The organism is Pseudomonas sp. GB2N2, assembly GCF_054897705.1.
This window is the reverse complement of the sequence record NZ_CM142701.1, coordinates 968,762-985,234: the sequence shown is the minus strand read 5'-3', so window position 1 is coordinate 985,234 and position 16,473 is coordinate 968,762. Positions and strand designations below refer to the sequence as shown.

15 protein-coding genes are annotated in these 16,473 nt (G+C 59.9%); 10 read left to right on the top strand and 5 right to left on the bottom strand.

Annotated elements, in window-relative coordinates; translation table 11 throughout:
- Positions 1-19 precede the first annotated feature (19 nt).
- The 4 genes from ACYZT4_RS04530 to ACYZT4_RS04515 are packed head-to-tail and all read right to left on the bottom strand — an operon-like array spanning position 20 to position 3,181.
- Positions 20-1,576 carry an aromatic/alkene/methane monooxygenase hydroxylase/oxygenase subunit alpha gene (locus ACYZT4_RS04530; RefSeq protein WP_461985595.1) on the bottom strand — a complete coding sequence of 519 codons (1,557 nt, stop codon included), beginning with the start codon at positions 1,574-1,576 and terminating at the stop codon, positions 20-22.
- A gap of 53 nt (positions 1,577-1,629) precedes the next feature.
- A complete protein-coding gene (locus ACYZT4_RS04525) occupies positions 1,630-1,902 on the bottom strand; it encodes an MmoB/DmpM family protein (RefSeq protein ID WP_461985593.1) in 273 nt (90 codons plus the stop codon).
- Positions 1,899-2,894 carry an aromatic/alkene monooxygenase hydroxylase subunit beta gene (locus ACYZT4_RS04520; RefSeq protein WP_461985591.1) on the bottom strand — a complete coding sequence of 332 codons (996 nt, stop codon included), beginning with the start codon at positions 2,892-2,894 and terminating at the stop codon, positions 1,899-1,901. Before ACYZT4_RS04520 ends, ACYZT4_RS04525 begins: the two co-directional genes overlap by 4 nt.
- A gap of 32 nt (positions 2,895-2,926) precedes the next feature.
- Positions 2,927-3,181 carry a phenol hydroxylase subunit gene (locus ACYZT4_RS04515; RefSeq protein ID WP_461985589.1) on the bottom strand — a complete coding sequence of 85 codons (255 nt, stop codon included), beginning with the start codon at positions 3,179-3,181 and terminating at the stop codon, positions 2,927-2,929.
- A gap of 372 nt (positions 3,182-3,553) precedes the next feature.
- On the opposite strand from ACYZT4_RS04515, the gene ACYZT4_RS04510 reads away from it, so the two are divergent.
- Both ACYZT4_RS04510 and catA read left to right on the top strand, forming a co-directional pair.
- On the top strand, positions 3,554-5,257 hold the full coding sequence (locus ACYZT4_RS04510; protein WP_461985587.1) for a sigma 54-interacting transcriptional regulator: 1,704 nt from the start codon (positions 3,554-3,556) through the stop codon (positions 5,255-5,257).
- Positions 5,258-5,446: 189 nt separating this feature from the next.
- Positions 5,447-6,376 carry a catechol 1,2-dioxygenase gene (catA, locus tag ACYZT4_RS04505; RefSeq protein WP_461985585.1) on the top strand — a complete coding sequence of 310 codons (930 nt, stop codon included), beginning with the start codon at positions 5,447-5,449 and terminating at the stop codon, positions 6,374-6,376.
- Positions 6,377-6,424: 48 nt separating this feature from the next.
- Here the strand turns inward: catA and ACYZT4_RS04500 are convergent, their stop codons facing one another.
- Positions 6,425-6,556: a hypothetical protein gene (locus ACYZT4_RS04500; RefSeq protein ID WP_461985583.1), complete on the bottom strand. Its 132-nt coding sequence runs from the start codon at positions 6,554-6,556 to the stop codon at positions 6,425-6,427.
- A 322-nt stretch (positions 6,557-6,878) separates the two neighbouring features.
- Here ACYZT4_RS04500 and ACYZT4_RS04495 point away from each other — a divergent pair, with 322 nt between their 5' ends.
- The 8 genes from ACYZT4_RS04495 to ACYZT4_RS04460 all read left to right on the top strand — a co-directional run bounded on the left by ACYZT4_RS04495 (position 6,879) and on the right by ACYZT4_RS04460 (position 16,472).
- A complete protein-coding gene (locus tag ACYZT4_RS04495; protein WP_461985582.1) occupies positions 6,879-8,450 on the top strand; it encodes an aldehyde dehydrogenase family protein in 1,572 nt (523 codons plus the stop codon).
- A gap of 35 nt (positions 8,451-8,485) precedes the next feature.
- The gene (locus ACYZT4_RS04490) at positions 8,486-9,820 is read left to right on the top strand and encodes an acetyl ornithine aminotransferase family protein (protein ID WP_461985580.1); all 1,335 of its coding nucleotides are present in this window, start codon (positions 8,486-8,488) and stop codon (positions 9,818-9,820) included.
- 29 nt (positions 9,821-9,849) lie between these two features.
- Complete coding sequence (locus ACYZT4_RS04485) at positions 9,850-10,626, top strand: ABC transporter substrate-binding protein (RefSeq protein ID WP_461985579.1); 777 nt, start codon at positions 9,850-9,852, stop codon at positions 10,624-10,626.
- 99 nt (positions 10,627-10,725) lie between these two features.
- Entirely contained in the window at positions 10,726-12,807 is a 2,082-nt protein-coding gene (locus ACYZT4_RS04480) for an oxidoreductase (RefSeq protein ID WP_461985577.1), read from the top strand.
- Position 12,808: 1 nt separating this feature from the next.
- Positions 12,809-13,504: an ABC transporter permease gene (locus ACYZT4_RS04475; protein WP_461985575.1), complete on the top strand. Its 696-nt coding sequence runs from the start codon at positions 12,809-12,811 to the stop codon at positions 13,502-13,504.
- Positions 13,501-14,220, top strand: a complete 720-nt coding sequence (locus ACYZT4_RS04470) for an ABC transporter permease (protein ID WP_461985573.1) — start codon at positions 13,501-13,503, stop codon at positions 14,218-14,220. The genes ACYZT4_RS04475 and ACYZT4_RS04470 overlap by 4 nt, the downstream gene beginning before the upstream one ends.
- 35 nt (positions 14,221-14,255) lie before the next feature.
- A complete protein-coding gene (locus tag ACYZT4_RS04465; protein WP_461985571.1) occupies positions 14,256-15,068 on the top strand; it encodes an ABC transporter ATP-binding protein in 813 nt (270 codons plus the stop codon).
- 66 nt (positions 15,069-15,134) lie between these two features.
- Complete coding sequence (locus ACYZT4_RS04460) at positions 15,135-16,472, top strand: aspartate aminotransferase family protein (RefSeq protein WP_461985569.1); 1,338 nt, start codon at positions 15,135-15,137, stop codon at positions 16,470-16,472.
- Position 16,473 lies beyond the last annotated feature (1 nt).

Below are 16,473 nucleotides of genomic sequence, written 5' to 3'. Positions count from 1 at the left end.
CCCGCTCCGACACAGGGCTTTATCCGGCCTTGAGCAGGTCCGGGTCGACGGGCGCGGCCGGCGCACTGTTGCGATCGTTCGGGTGCCAGTCCTGCCAGCGTCGATGTTCGGTGGAACCCAGGTACTCGAAGTTGTCCTGACCGGGGTTGATGTTGTAGTAGTCGCGCACCACCGACTCGACATCGCCGCCGCCACAGTTGCCCTGCAGAATCTGGTGCACCGGCAGCCAGGCCTGGATGTACTTGCACGGTTCGTACTGGAAAATGTCGCAGCAACCGTCGGAGCAAAAGTGATAGCGCTCGCCTTCGTGCTCGGCGCTGCGGTGGCTGAGCGTGGTCTGGTCATCCGGCTCGCCGAACGACAGCGGGATCTGGCAGATCTGGCACAACATCGGCAGGGTCGGGTTGTAAAAACGCTCGCCTTTCTCTTGCAGCGCACGCCAGTGTTCAAAGCGTGGGCGATAGATTTTGTCGAAGGTGTCCGGGTACTTTTCCGAGAGCCAGTCCAGCTCTTCGTCGGTCGGCATCCAGGTGTGGAAGTTGGTGGCCTGGCTGTACTGATAGAAGACCGACCAGGCCTGATGGCTGACATGGTCCTTGGCGATATTGGCTTCTTCGACATACTTGGGCGGACGGATGCCGTAGCGTTCCAGATCCTTGAACAGCGCCCCGCCCGCCTCTTCGAAATACACGCCCCAGGCTTCCGACCAGGACATCACTTTGTTCGGCAGCATGTAGTCCATCATCATCCCGACCAGCGTGAGCAGGCGGTAACCACGCCAGAACCACTTGTCGATCCAGCGCTGGATGATCGGCACGTTGTCTTCGTGTTGCTCGAGCAGAAACTTGATCACCTCAAGGCCCAGGGTCATGTGCCGGGCTTCATCGGACTGGGCGGAAAATCCGAACGTCACGGTGGCCATGTCGCCGTTGAACGCCGCGCCGGACATGAAGGGCACGAACAGCAGATTGGTCAGCACGTACTCGAACGAAAATGAAATCGCGGTGAGGAACTCGAACGGACCGGCCGTGCGCGCGTCTTCGAAAAACGATTTCGGCACCGAAAGAAACCACACGCGGTCATGCATATGCGCAAAGTCATGCAGGCCGTTGAAGTGTTTGTTGTAGTGACTCATCGCATGGATCTGGGTCTGCACGTGGCGCAGTTCATCGATGGCCTGCATCTGGCAAGCGATCCGCGCACCGGCACCGCTGAACTGCCGCCCGACCCGGGCGAAACCTTGATAAGCCTGGTACTCCAGCGGCGTGACACCGGACAAGAACAGCTTCAGCGCATTGACATAACGCGCGTCCGACAGCGTGGTATGGCCGTTGTTTTGCGAAAACGCATCGAAGATCGCGTAGAGCTTTTTCTCTTTCTCGGCCTGGTATTTCCAATAGGTATCCATGGTCAGGCGGAACGGGTCTTCCCACTTGTCCCAATCGGTAATCTTGATGCCCTCGAAACGCTCGTGAGGGTAGATGTCCTCGTGAGTCTGGTAGCTCGGCTCCCAGTCCAGATCACGGGTCATGCAACGGTATTTTTCTTTGGCATTAAGGCGTTTTTTCACGGCCATGATGGCGCTCCCGAATTCTTGTTATTGATGCACTGCCGGCAGGCGGCGAGTGCTCAGCTGTTCCAGTAGAGGGAGAAGCTGTCGTCCTCTTCCACGACGTTGCCGCCGAGGGTGATCACGTACATCAGCATTTCCTGGATATCCCACGGGCTGCCGGTCAGCTGCTCAACGGTGTCGCGACGGATGTCCAGTCGGCCCTTGGCCTCGATGCGAATCATCGAGGGCTGGTGCTGGATCTCGGCATGCGGGTTGTCCTGGACAATGGCCTCGACGATCGAGCGCGCGTAGTCGGTGTCTTGCAGGTTCATGTACACAAGGGAAGTCATGCGCGGGCTCCCGTCAGGCCGATTTTTTTCAGGCGTGCGCTGAACTCACTGCACACCGCATCCAGCGCCGATGCATCGAGCCCAAGGCCTGTGAGTGGCTGCAACGCGGCGACGGAACGAGCGCTCCAGCGATCGATCCAGCCTTGCACCAACGCCTGGTTCGCAGGGCTCTCGTTGATCACGGTCTTGAGCAGCGCATCGACCCAGCGCTGGCTTTCGGCAAACCACAGGCGCATGAATTCGGTGAGCATGCCGACCTGGCCGGCGCCGTTGGCGGACAGTTGCTCATCGAGTTTGTGGAACAGCAGCGGGTACACCAGGCCATCGCTGACCAGGTTCTGCGCCACGGTCAATTCGAACCAATCGCGTACCACCAGCGTGTCTTCGACATAGCGGCGCAGGCCTTGCCATGCCGGATCGTACAGCCACTGTTGCTTGGCCTGGGCCAACAGCAACACGTCACCGTCATCGAGCATCAGGCCGATCCGCGACAGGTACTGCGCGATGCCCAGTCGGTCCATGGCGTGAAACATATGCATCTGCGTGACGCTGGTGCCAAAGCCGTCGGCGGCGATGTTGCTGTTGTTCATGTTGGCGCCCATTTCGGCGTGGCGCAGGGGCAGCAACAGCTTGCCAACCAGTTCGACATTGGCGACGGACAGGCTGGCCAGCATGTCGCGCTTCTCGCAGAACGCGTAATCGTGCTCGGCGTTTTCCTGCATCTTGGCCCGGGCCTGGACGTAGGCCCCGTAGTAGTACTGGCGCGGGTCCGTGACGCTGTACCAGTCGGCCATCACCACCGCGGTGCGGGTGGCGTCGTTGAGTAATTTGTCCGGCTGCCACAGTGGCCGGTAGTGGAAATTGGTCGCAGACTCCAGGTCGAAACTGGCTTCCTGATAACGGCTGGCAACTTTGTCGCCAAAGCGGCGACGGGTATGGCTGAACGTGTTGCGGATCGTCTCGACGGTGGTCGTCTTGATCTCGACACTCATGGAGTGGACTCCTGTAGTTATTGTTGGGGGGCTTATTCGGCGTCGCGGGTGTCGCCGTAGCGCCACTTCCTCGCATCGGCGTCGAGGGCCGCAGACATCTGCGCGTCCATGTGCTGCACCCGGTTGCTTTCGCAGAACTGCTTGAACGCCAGGCGCGGGAGCACCAGCTCGACAAACAGCTCGGGATAACCGATGGCGAAATCAAACTCGACGAAGGTGTCGTCCGCCCCGCTGCGTACACGGATGTAGCGCGGCATCTGATCGAACGTGTTGCCAGGCAGGCTCATGCTCAGGTACTCCCTTGTTATGTCAGGGGTACGGAGCAACAACGGTGCCAGTGTCTGAAAAAAACGTTGACGAAGATTTTTATCTATTAATAAACAATGAGTTATACGGAGTCATAGGGCGATCAGGCGTCGTGGTGAGCGGTGCATCGGTAAGGGACAATTGATCATTTGCTCAATCGCCGCCGAACCGTTCGAGCAAATGACCAATCATGCAGCGATTGACTTTTTGTGCGCTTTCAGGCCGCTTAGAAAAAGACAACACGACCTTGGCTTGCTGAAAAATACCGGTCGCTTCGATGCGAAAAAAAAACCGCCATTGCCTGGGCGGAACGCATCACCACCCCAAATAACTACAATCAGGGGCGCAACAGAATGATCACCACGTACAAGGCCTCGCAGCACCCGCCGTCACTCAAGGACCTGAGTGACCAGGTCCGTTTTCTCGGCAGCGAGGGCAAAATCTGGCTGGATGAACAACGTATGTTGCTGGTCCAGGTGTCGATGATGGCGTCCTGCAGACGCGAGCTGATCGAGATGCTCGGCGTCGAGCGCGCCAAGGGTTTTTTCCTGCGCCTGGGTTATCAGTCCGGGCTCAAGGACGCCGAACTGGCGCGCAAGTTGCGCCCGCACGGCAGCGACCTGGAGATGTTCTTCACCGGCCCGCAGTTGCATTCACTCAAAGGGATGGTCAACGTCCGCCCGCAGGAGATCGACATCGACCTGGAGAGCGGGCAGTTCTACGCCGACATCGAATGGCAGGACTCTTTCGAAGTGGAAAACTGCCAGACGGAAAACCTCCATTCCGACCAACCGGTGTGCTGGATGTTGCTGGGCTATGCCATCAGCTACAGCTCGTTTTTCCTCGGGCGGCAGATCATTTACAAGGAGGTCAGCTGTCGCGGTTGTGGCGATGCGCACTGCCGGATCATCGGCAAGCCCGCCGAACAATGGGATGACGCCGAAGAGGTGATGCGCTACTTCCAGAGCGATCCGATCATCGACGAACTGCAAGCGCTGCAGGTGCAAGTCGCGAACATGCGCCAGCGCTTGCAGATCGAGGCGGGCAAGTTCTATGGCATTGGTCAGTCGGCGGTTTACCGCCGTACTTGCGCGCTGATCGACAAGGTGGCACCGGGCAAGGCATCGGTATTACTGCTGGGCGAGACCGGGGTCGGCAAGGAAGTCATTGCGCGCAGTTTGCATCTGCGCAGCGAGCGCGCCGGCGGCCCGTTCATTGCGCTGAACTGCGCCGCCATCCCGCCCGACCTGATCGAGGCCGAACTGTTTGGCGTGGAAAAAGGCGCCTACACCGGCGCTCAGCAGTCACGCATGGGCCGCTTCGAACGGGCGAATGGTGGCTCGCTGTTTCTCGATGAAATTGTCGAGCTCACCCCACGTGCGCAAGCTTCGTTGCTGCGCGTGCTGCAAGAACAGGAACTGGAACGCGTGGGAGACTCGCAAACCCGCAAGGTCAATGTCCGGGTCATCACCGCGACTCACGAAGACCTGGAAAATGCAGTCCGCCAAGGGCGTTTTCGCGCTGACCTGTTCTACCGCCTCAACGTGTTCCCGGTGCGGATTCCGGCCTTGCGTGAGCGGCGCGAAGACATCCCGTTGCTGATCGAGCACTTCCTCGAAAAGCTTCACGCCAGTTACAAGAAAAAAACCCTGGGCCTGTCTGACCGGGCCATGGAGGTGTGCCTGCATTACGACTGGCCTGGCAATATCCGCGAGCTGGAAAACCTGATGGAACGGGGCGTGATCATCACCGATGAAAACCAGAGCATTGCCGTTGACGCACTCTTTCCGCACTCGCCGCAACTGGCCGAAAGCGTTGGCTTGGCCAGCGATGGCCGACTCGTCCCCAGCCCCTCAGGCAGCGCTCCCGGCTGGATCGACCAGATCATCCAGAGCGGCGTTGCCCTGGATTCGGTGGAAGAAGCGCTGATTCAGGCGGCGATGGAGCGCAGCCAACACAACGTCTCGGAGGCTGCGCGCCTGTTGGGCATGACGCGACCGGCACTGGCCTACCGCTTGAAAAAATTCCCCTCGGAGCAACCGCCCTCCAAGGATTGATCATTTGCGCAATCTCCACGACCGGCAATGATCATTTGCTCAACGCCGGTTGAATCTCTCCGACCCATTTAGGTTTAATGTTCTTTTATTCAGCCACTTGGCGCCACCTAGAAGGTTGGCACCGGGCTTGCTATTGATTGTTGACCCAGGGCGATCGCCCATCACAACAACAAAAACGAGCGCTGAAACATGACCGTAAAAATATCTCACACCGCGTCGGCGAAACAGTTTCTCGCCGAGGCGAGCGGCCTGACCAACGACGCGGGTAATCCGCGACTCAAACAAGTGGTCAATGCGCTACTCCAGCATACCGTCCAGATCATCGAGACCCTACACATCAGCCCCGAGGAATTCTGGGCCGCGGTGAACTACCTCAACGTGCTCGGTGCACGCGGCGAAGCAGGTTTGCTGGTGGCGGGGCTGGGGCTTGAGCACTACCTCGATTTGCTGCTCGATGCCAAGGATCAACAGGCCGGTATCGAGGGCGGCACCCCGCGAACCATTGAAGGACCGCTCTACGTGGCGGGTGCACCGTTATCTGAACATGAAGCTCGGCTGGACGATGGACAGGACCCTGGCACCGTGTTGTTTATGCAAGGTCGAGTGCTGGATTTGACAGGTCAGCCTCTGGCCGGTGCCGTCGTCGATGTCTGGCACGCCAACACCAATGGCAGCTATTCGTATTTTGATGGCAGCCAATCAGCGTTTAACCTGCGACGCCGCATCGTCACGGACGAGCAAGGCCGCTACCGCTTTCGCAGCGTCGTGCCAAGCGGTTATGGCTGCCCGCCAGATGGACCGACCCAGCAGTTGTTGACTGCGCTCGGACGTCACGGACAGCGCCCGGCGCACATTCACTTCTTCCTCAGCGCACCGGGTCACCGGCACCTCACCACACAAATCAACCTGGCCGGCGATGCCTACCTGTACGACGACTTCGCCTACGCCACGCGGGATGAACTGATCGCCAAGATCCAGTTCAATGACGACCCGCAAGCGCAGGCAGACAAAGGGCTTGAACAGCGTTTCGCAGAAATCACCTTCGACTTCGTCCTGCATCCCAGCCAGCAGGCCGATGACGAAGATCGCCGGCAGCGGGTCCGTGCGCTCGAAGCCTAAGCGCTGATCGGCGCTACGCCGGATGCTTGCGGCGTAGCGTCAGAACAGTCAATCCCTGAACTGCGTCAGCTGCTGGTTCAATGAACCCGCCTGATCACGCAATTGCAGCGACTGATCAAGCAAACTGCGAATCGCCTGATCGTTCTGCTCGGAGATTCGGCTGACGCCCTGGATCGCCACGGACAGCTGCTCACCGGTCGCGGCCTGGCTTTGGGTCTGGCGCGTGACTTCGGTGATGCCCGCGAGAATCTCATGGGCATGCTGGCGAATCTGATCGACACCTTTGGCCGTGCTGCGACGTCGATCGCTCGGCCACGGCCTGCGTGGTATCGCCCAATTGATTGGAGATCTGCATCAACGCGCCGCTGTTCTGGCGTATCGAGCCCACCAGGCCCCAAAATAAACCAAATGGTTCACTTGACTCATTTATGATTCAGGTGAATCATTCGCTCAACGCCCTATCCCCAAATCGCTGCCGAACAGGCCCCCGAGGACAAGAACAATGAGCGAATTCAAACTGACTTATTCCACGATGTTCAATCCGCCCGCGCAGCTGCACGATCAGTTCGAGCGCGCACTGGCGGCCCTCAAACACGACCTCGGCCGTGACTACGGATTGTTCATCGACGGCAAGCAGGTGTTCAGCCCGCAAAAAATCGAAAAGCGCAGCCCGATCGACCAATACTGGTTGCTGGGGCGCTTTCACATGGCGCGAGAAGAAGATGTCGATGCCGCCATGAACGCGGCCCGCAAAGCTTTTCCGGCCTGGCGTGCGATGCCGTGGCAAGGGCGAATCGAACTGTTGCGCAAAGTGGCGCGATTAATTGAGGACAGGGTTTACCGAATCGCTGCCGCGGTCAGCCTTGAAACTGGCAAGAATCGTATGGAAGCCTTGGGTGAAGTCCAGGAAACCGCGGTGTTCTTTGATCATTACTGCGACCTGATGGAACAGAATCAAGGCTTCGATCACACCCTCCCGAACGACCCGCTGGAAGACTTCACCAGCACCAATCGCAGCGTGCTCAAGCCCCACGGCGTATGGGCAGTGATTGCGCCTTACAATTTTCCTTTCGCCCTCGCCGGAGGCCCCGCCAGCGCAGCCCTGGTGACAGGCAACACCGTGGTGCTCAAAGGCGCCAGTGAAACTCCGTGGTCCGGTATTTTGCTCGCCGAATGCATACGTGATGCCGGGGTCCCCGACGGTGTTTTCAACTACCTTAATGGCAGTGGCAACGTCGCCGGGCAAGCCCTGATCGACCATCCGCTGACAGCCGGCATCACCTTCACCGGCTCCTATGCAGTGGGCATGCGCATTACCCGGGCCCAGCTCGATAAACCCTGGCCACTGCCTTGCATCGCCGAGATGGGTGGCAAGAATGCGGTGATTGTCAGCCGCCACGCTAACCTCGAACGCGCGGCGTTGGGCATCATTCGTTCGGCGTTCGGGATGCAAGGGCAAAAGTGCTCGGCGCTGTCGCGTCTCTACGTCGAAGATCAAGTCGCAGACCAGCTGATTGCGCTGCTCACCGAGAAAATCCACGCTATCCAGATCGGCGATCCTGCGGTGCCCGGCAACTGGATGGGACCGGTGTCGACCCGCAAGGCCTACGACGACTTCGCCACCTACAGCGAGCAACTGCAGCAGCACGGCGCATGCCTGATCGCCGGCGGCGAGCAGCTCAAAAGCGAGTCGTACATCGCGGGTTTCTATTGCACACCGACCCTGGCGGAAGCGCCCTTTGAGCATCCGTTATGGACGGTCGAAATGTTCCTGCCGATCCTGATGCTCGCTCGCGTAAAAAACCTTGATGACGCCATGCAACTGACTAATGCCAGCCAGTACGGGTTGACCGCAGGCTTCTATGGCAGCGACCAGGAAACAGATTGGTTCTTCAACACTGTCGAGGCTGGCGTGACGTATGCCAATCGTCCGCAAGGGGCAACGACCGGTGCCTGGCCGGGTTATCAGCCATTCGGTGGCTGGAAAGGCTCGGGCAACACCGGCAAGGCCATTGCCTCGTTCTACTACTTGCCACAGTACCTGCGCGAACAATCCCAGACCCGTGTCGAGTAATCGCCCCTTCACCGCATAAACAGAGGAAAACGCACGTGCATAACACCGACAACAAGCATCTGCTCACCGCCCTGCCCGGCCCGAAATCCCTGGCCATGATCGAGCGTGACAGCGCCGTCGTCTCGCCCTCCTATCCCCGCGATTATCCGTTTGTGATGAGTCACGGCCGGGGTGCCGAGGTCTGGGATGTCGACGGCAATCGCTTCATCGATTTTGCCGCCGGTATCGCGGTGTGCTCGACCGGCCACAGCCACCCGAAAGTGGTCGAGGCGGTGAAGAATGCCGCCGACAAGTTCCTGCACATCTCCTCTGATTACTGGCACGAAGAACAGGTGCGCCTGGCGGAAACCCTCAATCGTCTGTCGCCCTTCGGCGAACCGGCCATGACCTTCTTCTGCAACTCCGGCACCGAAGCCGTGGAAGGCGCGATCAAGCTGGCGCGCTACGTCACCGGGCGCTCGCGCTTTATCGGTTTCATTGGCGGTTTCCATGGCCGGACCATGGGCTCGCTGGCATTCACGGCGAGCAAATACACGCAGCAAGCCGGGTTTTTCCCGAGCATGCCGGGGGTGACGCACATCCCTTACCCGAACAATTACCGGCCCCTGCTGGCGGGCGAGGATCAGGGTGCGGCGGTGCTCGATTACCTGGAAAATGTGCTGTTTCAAAGCAACGTTCCAGCACAAGAAGTCGCAGCGATTCTGCTGGAGCCAATTCAGGGTGAAGGCGGCTACCTGGTGCCGCCGGATGGCTTTCTCGAAGGCCTCCGCGCCCTGTGTGATCGCCACGGCATTCTGTTGATTGCCGATGAAGTGCAGTCGGGTGCCGGACGTACCGGCAAGATGTTCGCCTGCGAGCATTGGGGGCTGAAACCAGACATCGTCACCCTGGCCAAAGGCCTGGGTTCCGGGCTTCCGATCGGGTTGGTCACGGCGAAAAAAACCATCATGCAACAGTGGAAACGCGGCGCCCATGGCAACACTTACGGCGGCAATCCACTGTGCTGCGCGGCCGCTTCGGCCACGCTGGAGCTGGTCGAGAACGGCTTCATGGACAACGCCGCACACATGGGCGAGTACCTGATGGGCCGTCTCAATGAGTTGCAAGAACGCTACCCCGACCTGATCGGCCAGGTGCGTGGCAAAGGCCTGATGATCGGCATCGAGTTGATCACCGACCGCATCAGCCGCAAACCCGCCAAGGCCTTCGCCGACCGCTTGCTGCACACCGCCTACCGTAAAGGCCTGCTGCTGTTGACCTGCGGCGTCAGCACCGTACGCCTGATGCCGCCACTGATGATCGACAGAAACCTGTGCGATGAAGCCATCGAACTGCTTGACGCCGCACTGGCAGAAACCCTGAACGCCTGACCCACCATCACCCTCCGAGGAAAGCAGACATGAAGAAATTGCACGGTGTTTTGGCTGTTGTGTTGACTCTGGCGGCGCTGACCGCCCAGGCCAAAGACTGGAAGGACATTCGCCTGGCCACCGAAGGCGCCTACAGTCCGTTCAATGAAATTGGCCCGGACGGCAAACCGCGAGGCTTCGACATTGATATCGCCAACGCCCTCTGTGAACAGATGAAGGCACGGTGCACGTGGGCCATCCAGGATTGGGACGGCATGATCCCGGCATTGCTGGCCAACAAGTTCGACGCGATTGTCGCTTCCATGACCATCACACCGGAACGCAAGCAGAAGATCGGTTTCACCGAAAAGTACTACACCTCCTGGGTGCAATTGATTGCCAAGGCCGGCGCCCGTTATGACGCGGCGCAACCGGCGACACTCAAAGGGATCCGCATCGGCGTACAACGCGAAACCACCCATGAAAAGTTCGCCAATGAAGTTCTCGCCAAGAGTGGCGCCGAGATCGTCAGCTATCCATCCCTGGAAGAGGCGTACATGGACCTGAAGAACGGCCGTCTGGACGCCACGTTGCAAGATACCATCCCGGGGGTCGAGGGGTTCTTGAAGAAACCGGATGGACAAGGGTTTGCGCTGGTCGGTGAACAACTCAACGACCCACGATATTTCGGTGACGGCCAGGGCATTGGCCTGCGCAAGGAGGACGACGATCTGCGCTTGGCCATGGACAAGGCGCTGACGGAAATCATCGCCAACGGCAAGTACGAAACACTGCGCAAAAAGTACTTCGACGTGCCGATCCTTTGATCACTTCCGGCGCTGCCCGTAACCGCAGCGCCGGGCCGGTCTACACGCATATGAAAAACAAAAATAACGCGGCTGCCTGATCAGCCGGAGGGTTTTGCCGTGTCTCGCGATCCACGTTTCGACATTCTTTTCGAACCCCTGAAGATCGGTCCGGTGACGGCGAAGAATCGCTTTTTCCAGGTGCCGCATTGCAATGGCATGGGTTGGACTCAACCGCGCGGGCTTGCCGAATTGCGTCGGGTAAAAGCCGAGGGCGGTTGGGGCGTGATCTGTACCGAAGAAGTGGAAATCCACCCGAGCAGCGATTGCTCGCCTTTTCACGAAGGTCGACTGTGGAGCGACCTGGACATCCCGGCGCTAGCCCTGATGACCGAGGCGGTCCATCAATACGGTGCGCTCGCCGGGATTGAAATCATGCACCACGGTCCGTCGTGCGCCAACTACGACAGCCGGGAAATCCCCATCGGCCCGTCCCACCGGCCGATCACTTACAACGCGCCGGTGCAGGCGCGCGCCATGAGCAAAAGCGATATCCGCGAACTGCGCCAGTGGCATCGCCAAGCGGCCTTGCGCGCCAAACGCGCGGAGTTCGACATCGTCTACGTGTACGCCTCGCACGACCTGGGCTTGCCAATGCACTTTTTACAGCGCCGCAAGAATGATCGCTGCGACGAGTACGGCGGCAGCCTGGAGAATCGCGTACGTTTGCTGCGCGAACTGATCGAGGACACCAAGGACGCCGTAGGTGATCGCTGCGCCGTCGCCGTGCGCCTCGGCGTCGAGGAGTTGCTCGGGCCGGACGGCATCGTCAGCGCCGAAGAAGGCCGCGACATTATCGCCATGCTCGCCGAGCTGCCGGATTTGTGGGACGTCAACGTCAGCAGTTGGGCCAACGACAGCGTGACCTCGCGGTTCAAAAAAGAGGGTTATCAGGAGGAACACACCGCGTTCGTCAAATCCCTGACCAGCAAACCGGTGGTGGGCGTCGGCCGATTCACGTCGCCCGACACCATGGTCAGCCAGATTCGCCGTGGCGTGATGGACTTCATCGGCGCGGCCCGGCCATCGATTGCCGATCCGTTTTTGCCGAACAAGATCAACGAGGGCCGCACCGACGACATTCGTGAATGCATCGGTTGCAACATCTGCGTGTCCAGCGACTATTCCAGTTCCAACCTGCGCTGCACGCAGAATCCGACCATGGGAGAAGAATGGCGGCGCGGCTGGCACCCGGAAAAAATCCCGCGCCGGGGTTCGGACAAAACCGTGCTGGTGGTCGGTGCCGGCCCTGCGGGTCTTGAAGCCGCACTGGCTGCGGCCAAGCGCGGCTACGAGGTGCACCTGGCCGAAGCCAGCAGCGAATTGGGCGGACGGGTTTTGCGCGAATCCAGCCTGCCCGGTTTGATCGAATGGGGTCGGGTTCGCGAATGGCGCATCGGCCAGTTATTGCCCATGCCCAATGTCAGCCTCTACCGCGAGAGCCCGCTGGGTGCTGAAGACATTCTCGAATTCGGGGCCGGCCACGTCGCGCTTGCCACCGGCTCGCACTGGCGTCGTGACGGCGTAGGCCGTGCCAACGGCTGGGCGATCCCGGGGTTTGATTCGCCCGGCGTGCTCACCCCCGACGACCTGATGGCCGGGCATGTTCCGCAAGGTCCGGTGGTGATTTTCGATGATGATCATTACTACATGGGCAACGTATTGGCTGAACGCTGTGTCGAACTGGGCCTGAAAGTGACCTTGGTCACCCCTGCCCTGCAAGTCGCCAGCTGGTCCGCTAACACCCTCGAATCCACCAGCATCCTCAAGCGCTTGATGACGCTGGAGGTCAATCTGGTACGTCATCACAACATCACTCGCTTCGAGGCCGGTCACGTACATCTGCGTTGCGAGATCACCGGGCACACGCAGGTGGTCGCTTGTCAGTCGCTGATCAACGTCACCGCCCGCTTGCCCAAGGATGAGCTGCATCAAGCGTTGCTGGAACAGAGCGCCGCGCTGAGCGAAGCCGGTATCAGCACGGTCAGCCTGATCGGCGACAGCCTGGCTCCCGGCACGATTGCCGCCGCGGTGTATCAGGGGCACAAGTTCGCACGTTACCTGGACAGCGATATGGCGCCCCACGAATACGCACGCGAACTGCCGTTGATTGGCACGACTGCGCCCCTCTTTGAACAGTGAGATGACGATCATGCTTTATGGATATGCGGACAGCATCCTCGCGGGTGCGCTAGTCACGATCAAAGTCGGCGTGTGCTCATTTGCCGTCGCACTGGCGCTTGGTTTGCTGGTCGCCAACGGCAAGCTGTCCAGGCACCGCTGGCTGGCCTGGCTGGCCACCGGATTCACCTCGATCATGCGCAGTGCGCCGGACTTTGTCTGGTTGCTGTTTCTATACTACGGCGGGCAAACCGCGCTAAACCTGCTCGGTCAGCGCATGGGGTTCCAGGCCATCGATATCGATGCCTTCGCCGCCAGCGTGATCATTCTCGGGGTGATCTATTCGGCTTATCTGGCGGAGACCTTTCGCGGTGCCTTCCTGGCGGTCGACAAGGGCCAGGCCGAGTCGGCACAGGCCTTCGGTTTCAACAAGCTGCAAGTGCAAATGCACATCGTCGTGCCGCAAATGATGCGCTTCGCCTTACCCGGCATCAGCAACAATTGGCTGGTGGTGCTCAAGGCCACGGCCATCACCTCGATGGTCAGTCTCAACGAGCTGATTTTTCTCTCGCGCTCGGCCGGCAAAGCCACCGGCCACGGTCTGGAGTTGCTGATCGTCGCCGCCCTCATCTATCTGCTGCTGAGCACTGTCTCGGTGGTCGCACTCAGGTTTCTCGCCGCGCACTATGCCGCCGGCAGCAAGGAGATCACCTTATGAACTGGCATGTCGTCTTCGACAATCTGGCGCTGTTTTTGTGGGGTGACGGGACCCGCACCACTGGCCTGTTGCTGACGGTGGAGCTGTTCATCACCTCGCTGGGGCTGGGTCTGATGATGGCGATTCCCCTGTCGTTGCTGCGGGTGTCGAGCAACCCGTTGCTGCGCACGCCCGTCTGGCTGTTTACCTATCTGTTTCGTGGCACGCCGCTGCTGGTGCAGATCTACATCATCTACTTCGGCCTCGCCGAAATCGGCTGGATCCGCACCAGTTGGGCCTGGACCTACCTGCGTGAGGCGTACATCTGCGCGTGGCTGGCAATTGGCTTGAACACGGCGGCCTACACCATCGAGATTCTCGCCGGCTGCATCCAGAAAACCTTTCACGGCGAGATAGAAGCCGCCCGAGCCATGGGCATGAGCCGGTGGACGCAGATGCGCCACATCATCCTTCCGGGCGCCATGCGCCGGGCGATCCCGGCCTACAGCAATGAAGTGGTGCTGACCTTGCATTGCACCGCATTGGCATCGAGCATCACGTTGCTTGATCTCGCGGGCGTCGGACGTTCAATCAGCATGCGCTACGCCTCGCCCTACGAAGCCTACATCGCCGCCCTGCTGCTCTATGCGCTGTTTACCGCCCTGGTGTTTTTGCTGTTTCGCCTCGCCGAAGGCAAATGGCTGGCGTACCTGCGCCCCCGGTCAACCCATCCATGACAAGACGGCCAACCATGGCTGCAAAGGTGAACGACATGTCCAAACTCCAGGTCAACGACCTGCACAAAAGCTACGGCCAGCATGAGGTGCTCAAGGGCGTTTCGCTGACCGCCAATGCCGGTGATGTGATCACCCTGATCGGCTCCAGCGGCTCGGGCAAAAGCACCTTTCTGCGTTGCCTGAATCTGCTGGAACAACCGCAGTCCGGCGAAATCATCTGGGATGGCACGCCCATCGCCATGAAGCGAGCCCGTGACGGCAGCCTGCAAGCCAAAGACGCGCGACAGCTGCAACGCCTGCGCACGCAACTGTCGATGGTGTTCCAGAGTTTCAATTTATGGGCGCACCTCAGCGTCCTGGAAAACGTCATCGCAGCGCCGATGCGCGTGCAAAAACTCAGCCGTGCCGAGGCCACGGAAAAAGCCTTGCACTACTTGAACAAGGTGCAGATGGACCCGGTGCGGTTCGCCAGCAGTTACCCGTCGCAATTGTCCGGCGGTCAGCAGCAACGGGTTGCCATTGCCAGAGCACTGGCTGTGGAGCCGGAAATGATCCTTCTCGACGAACCGACGTCCGCCCTCGATCCGGAACTGGTCGGCGAGGTGCTGACCGTTATTCAAAACCTGGCCAGCGAAGGCCGCACGATGATCATGGTCACCCATGAAATGAGCTTCGCCCGCGAAGTGTCCAGCCAGGTGATCTTCCTGCATCAGGGACGGATCGAGGAGCAAGGCGCGCCTGCGCAGCTGTTTCGCGCACCCGCCAGTGAACGACTCAAGGCGTTCCTCGGCACGTCACTGCGCAATTCGCCTGCGCCGGAAAATGCACCCTTTGTTTCATCACTCTAAAAAATCAAACAACCGAGACGACTCGCGTTTCATCTGCCTGACGGGTGACGCCAAGGAAGTGTCCGCATGACTCATATTTTTCATCGCAATCCTGCTCTGACGCTGCCCGTCGCCGTGCGTGGCGAGGGCTGCTACCTGATCGATGCCACCGGCCGCCGCTACTTCGATGGCTCAGGTGGCGCCGCCGTGTCGTGCCTGGGCCACGCCCATCCGAACGTTATCGCGGCGATGAAACGGCAAATGGAAACCCTGGATTACGCCCACACCAGTTTTTTCAGCAGCGAGCCGGCCGAACAGCTCGCCAGCCTGTTGGCCGAACACAGCCCGTCGACGCTGGGCAATGTGTATTTTCTATCCGGTGGTTCGGAAGCCATGGAAACCGCGCTGAAAATGGCTCGCCAGTACCACGTCGAGAACGGTCAGCCTGAGCGCTGCCACTTCGTCTCCCGTCGCCAGAGTTATCACGGCAACACACTTGGCGCGCTGTCCATCGGTGGCAATCTACCGCGGCGCACGTTGTATGAGCCGTTACTGATGAAGACGACTCAGGTCTCACCCTGCTTCGCCTTTCGCTACCGCCTTGCCGGTGAAAGCGACACTGAATATGTCGATCGCCTGGGCCTGGAACTGGAGCAGACGTTTATTGACCTCGGCCCCGACAGCGTGGCGGCGTTCGTCGCCGAAACCGTGGTGGGCGCGACCTCCGGCGCGGTGGCTCCAGTGGCGGGTTATCTGGCACGGATGCGCGAGATATGCGATCGCTACGGCGTGTTGCTGATTCTTGATGAGGTGATGTGCGGCATCGGTCGAACCGGGACGTACCACGCCTTCGAGCAGGAGGACGTGGTGCCTGATTTGCTGATTCTGGCCAAGGGTCTGGGCGGTGGCTTTCAACCGATTGGTGCGGTCATGGCCAGCGACCGGGTGGTGCAGACCATCAGCGGCGGCAGTGGCAGTTTCCAGCATGGCCATACCTACGTCGGACACCCGATCGCCTGCGCCGCCGCCCTGGCGGTGCAACAGGAAATCATCGGGCAGAACCTCTGCGCCGCCGTACGCAGCAGCGGCGAACTACTCGGCGACCTGCTCAACGAGCGCTTTGGTGGCCATGCACACGTGGCCGACATTCGCGGCCGTGGCCTGTTCTGGGCGATCGAACTGGTGCAGGACCGCGACGGCAACCAGCCCTTCGCCGCCAACCTGCGCCTGCACGCCAGAATCAAACAGGCCGCTCAGGCTCAGGGCCTGCTGTGTTACCCCGGCGGCGGCACCCTCGATGGCGTCAGCGGCGACCACGTTTTACTCGCGCCACCCTATATCAGCACCCCCGAACAACTGGCTTTTGCGGTCGACACACTCGCCGTGGCGCTGGATGAAAGTCTCGCTGCACTCACACGCCAATAAC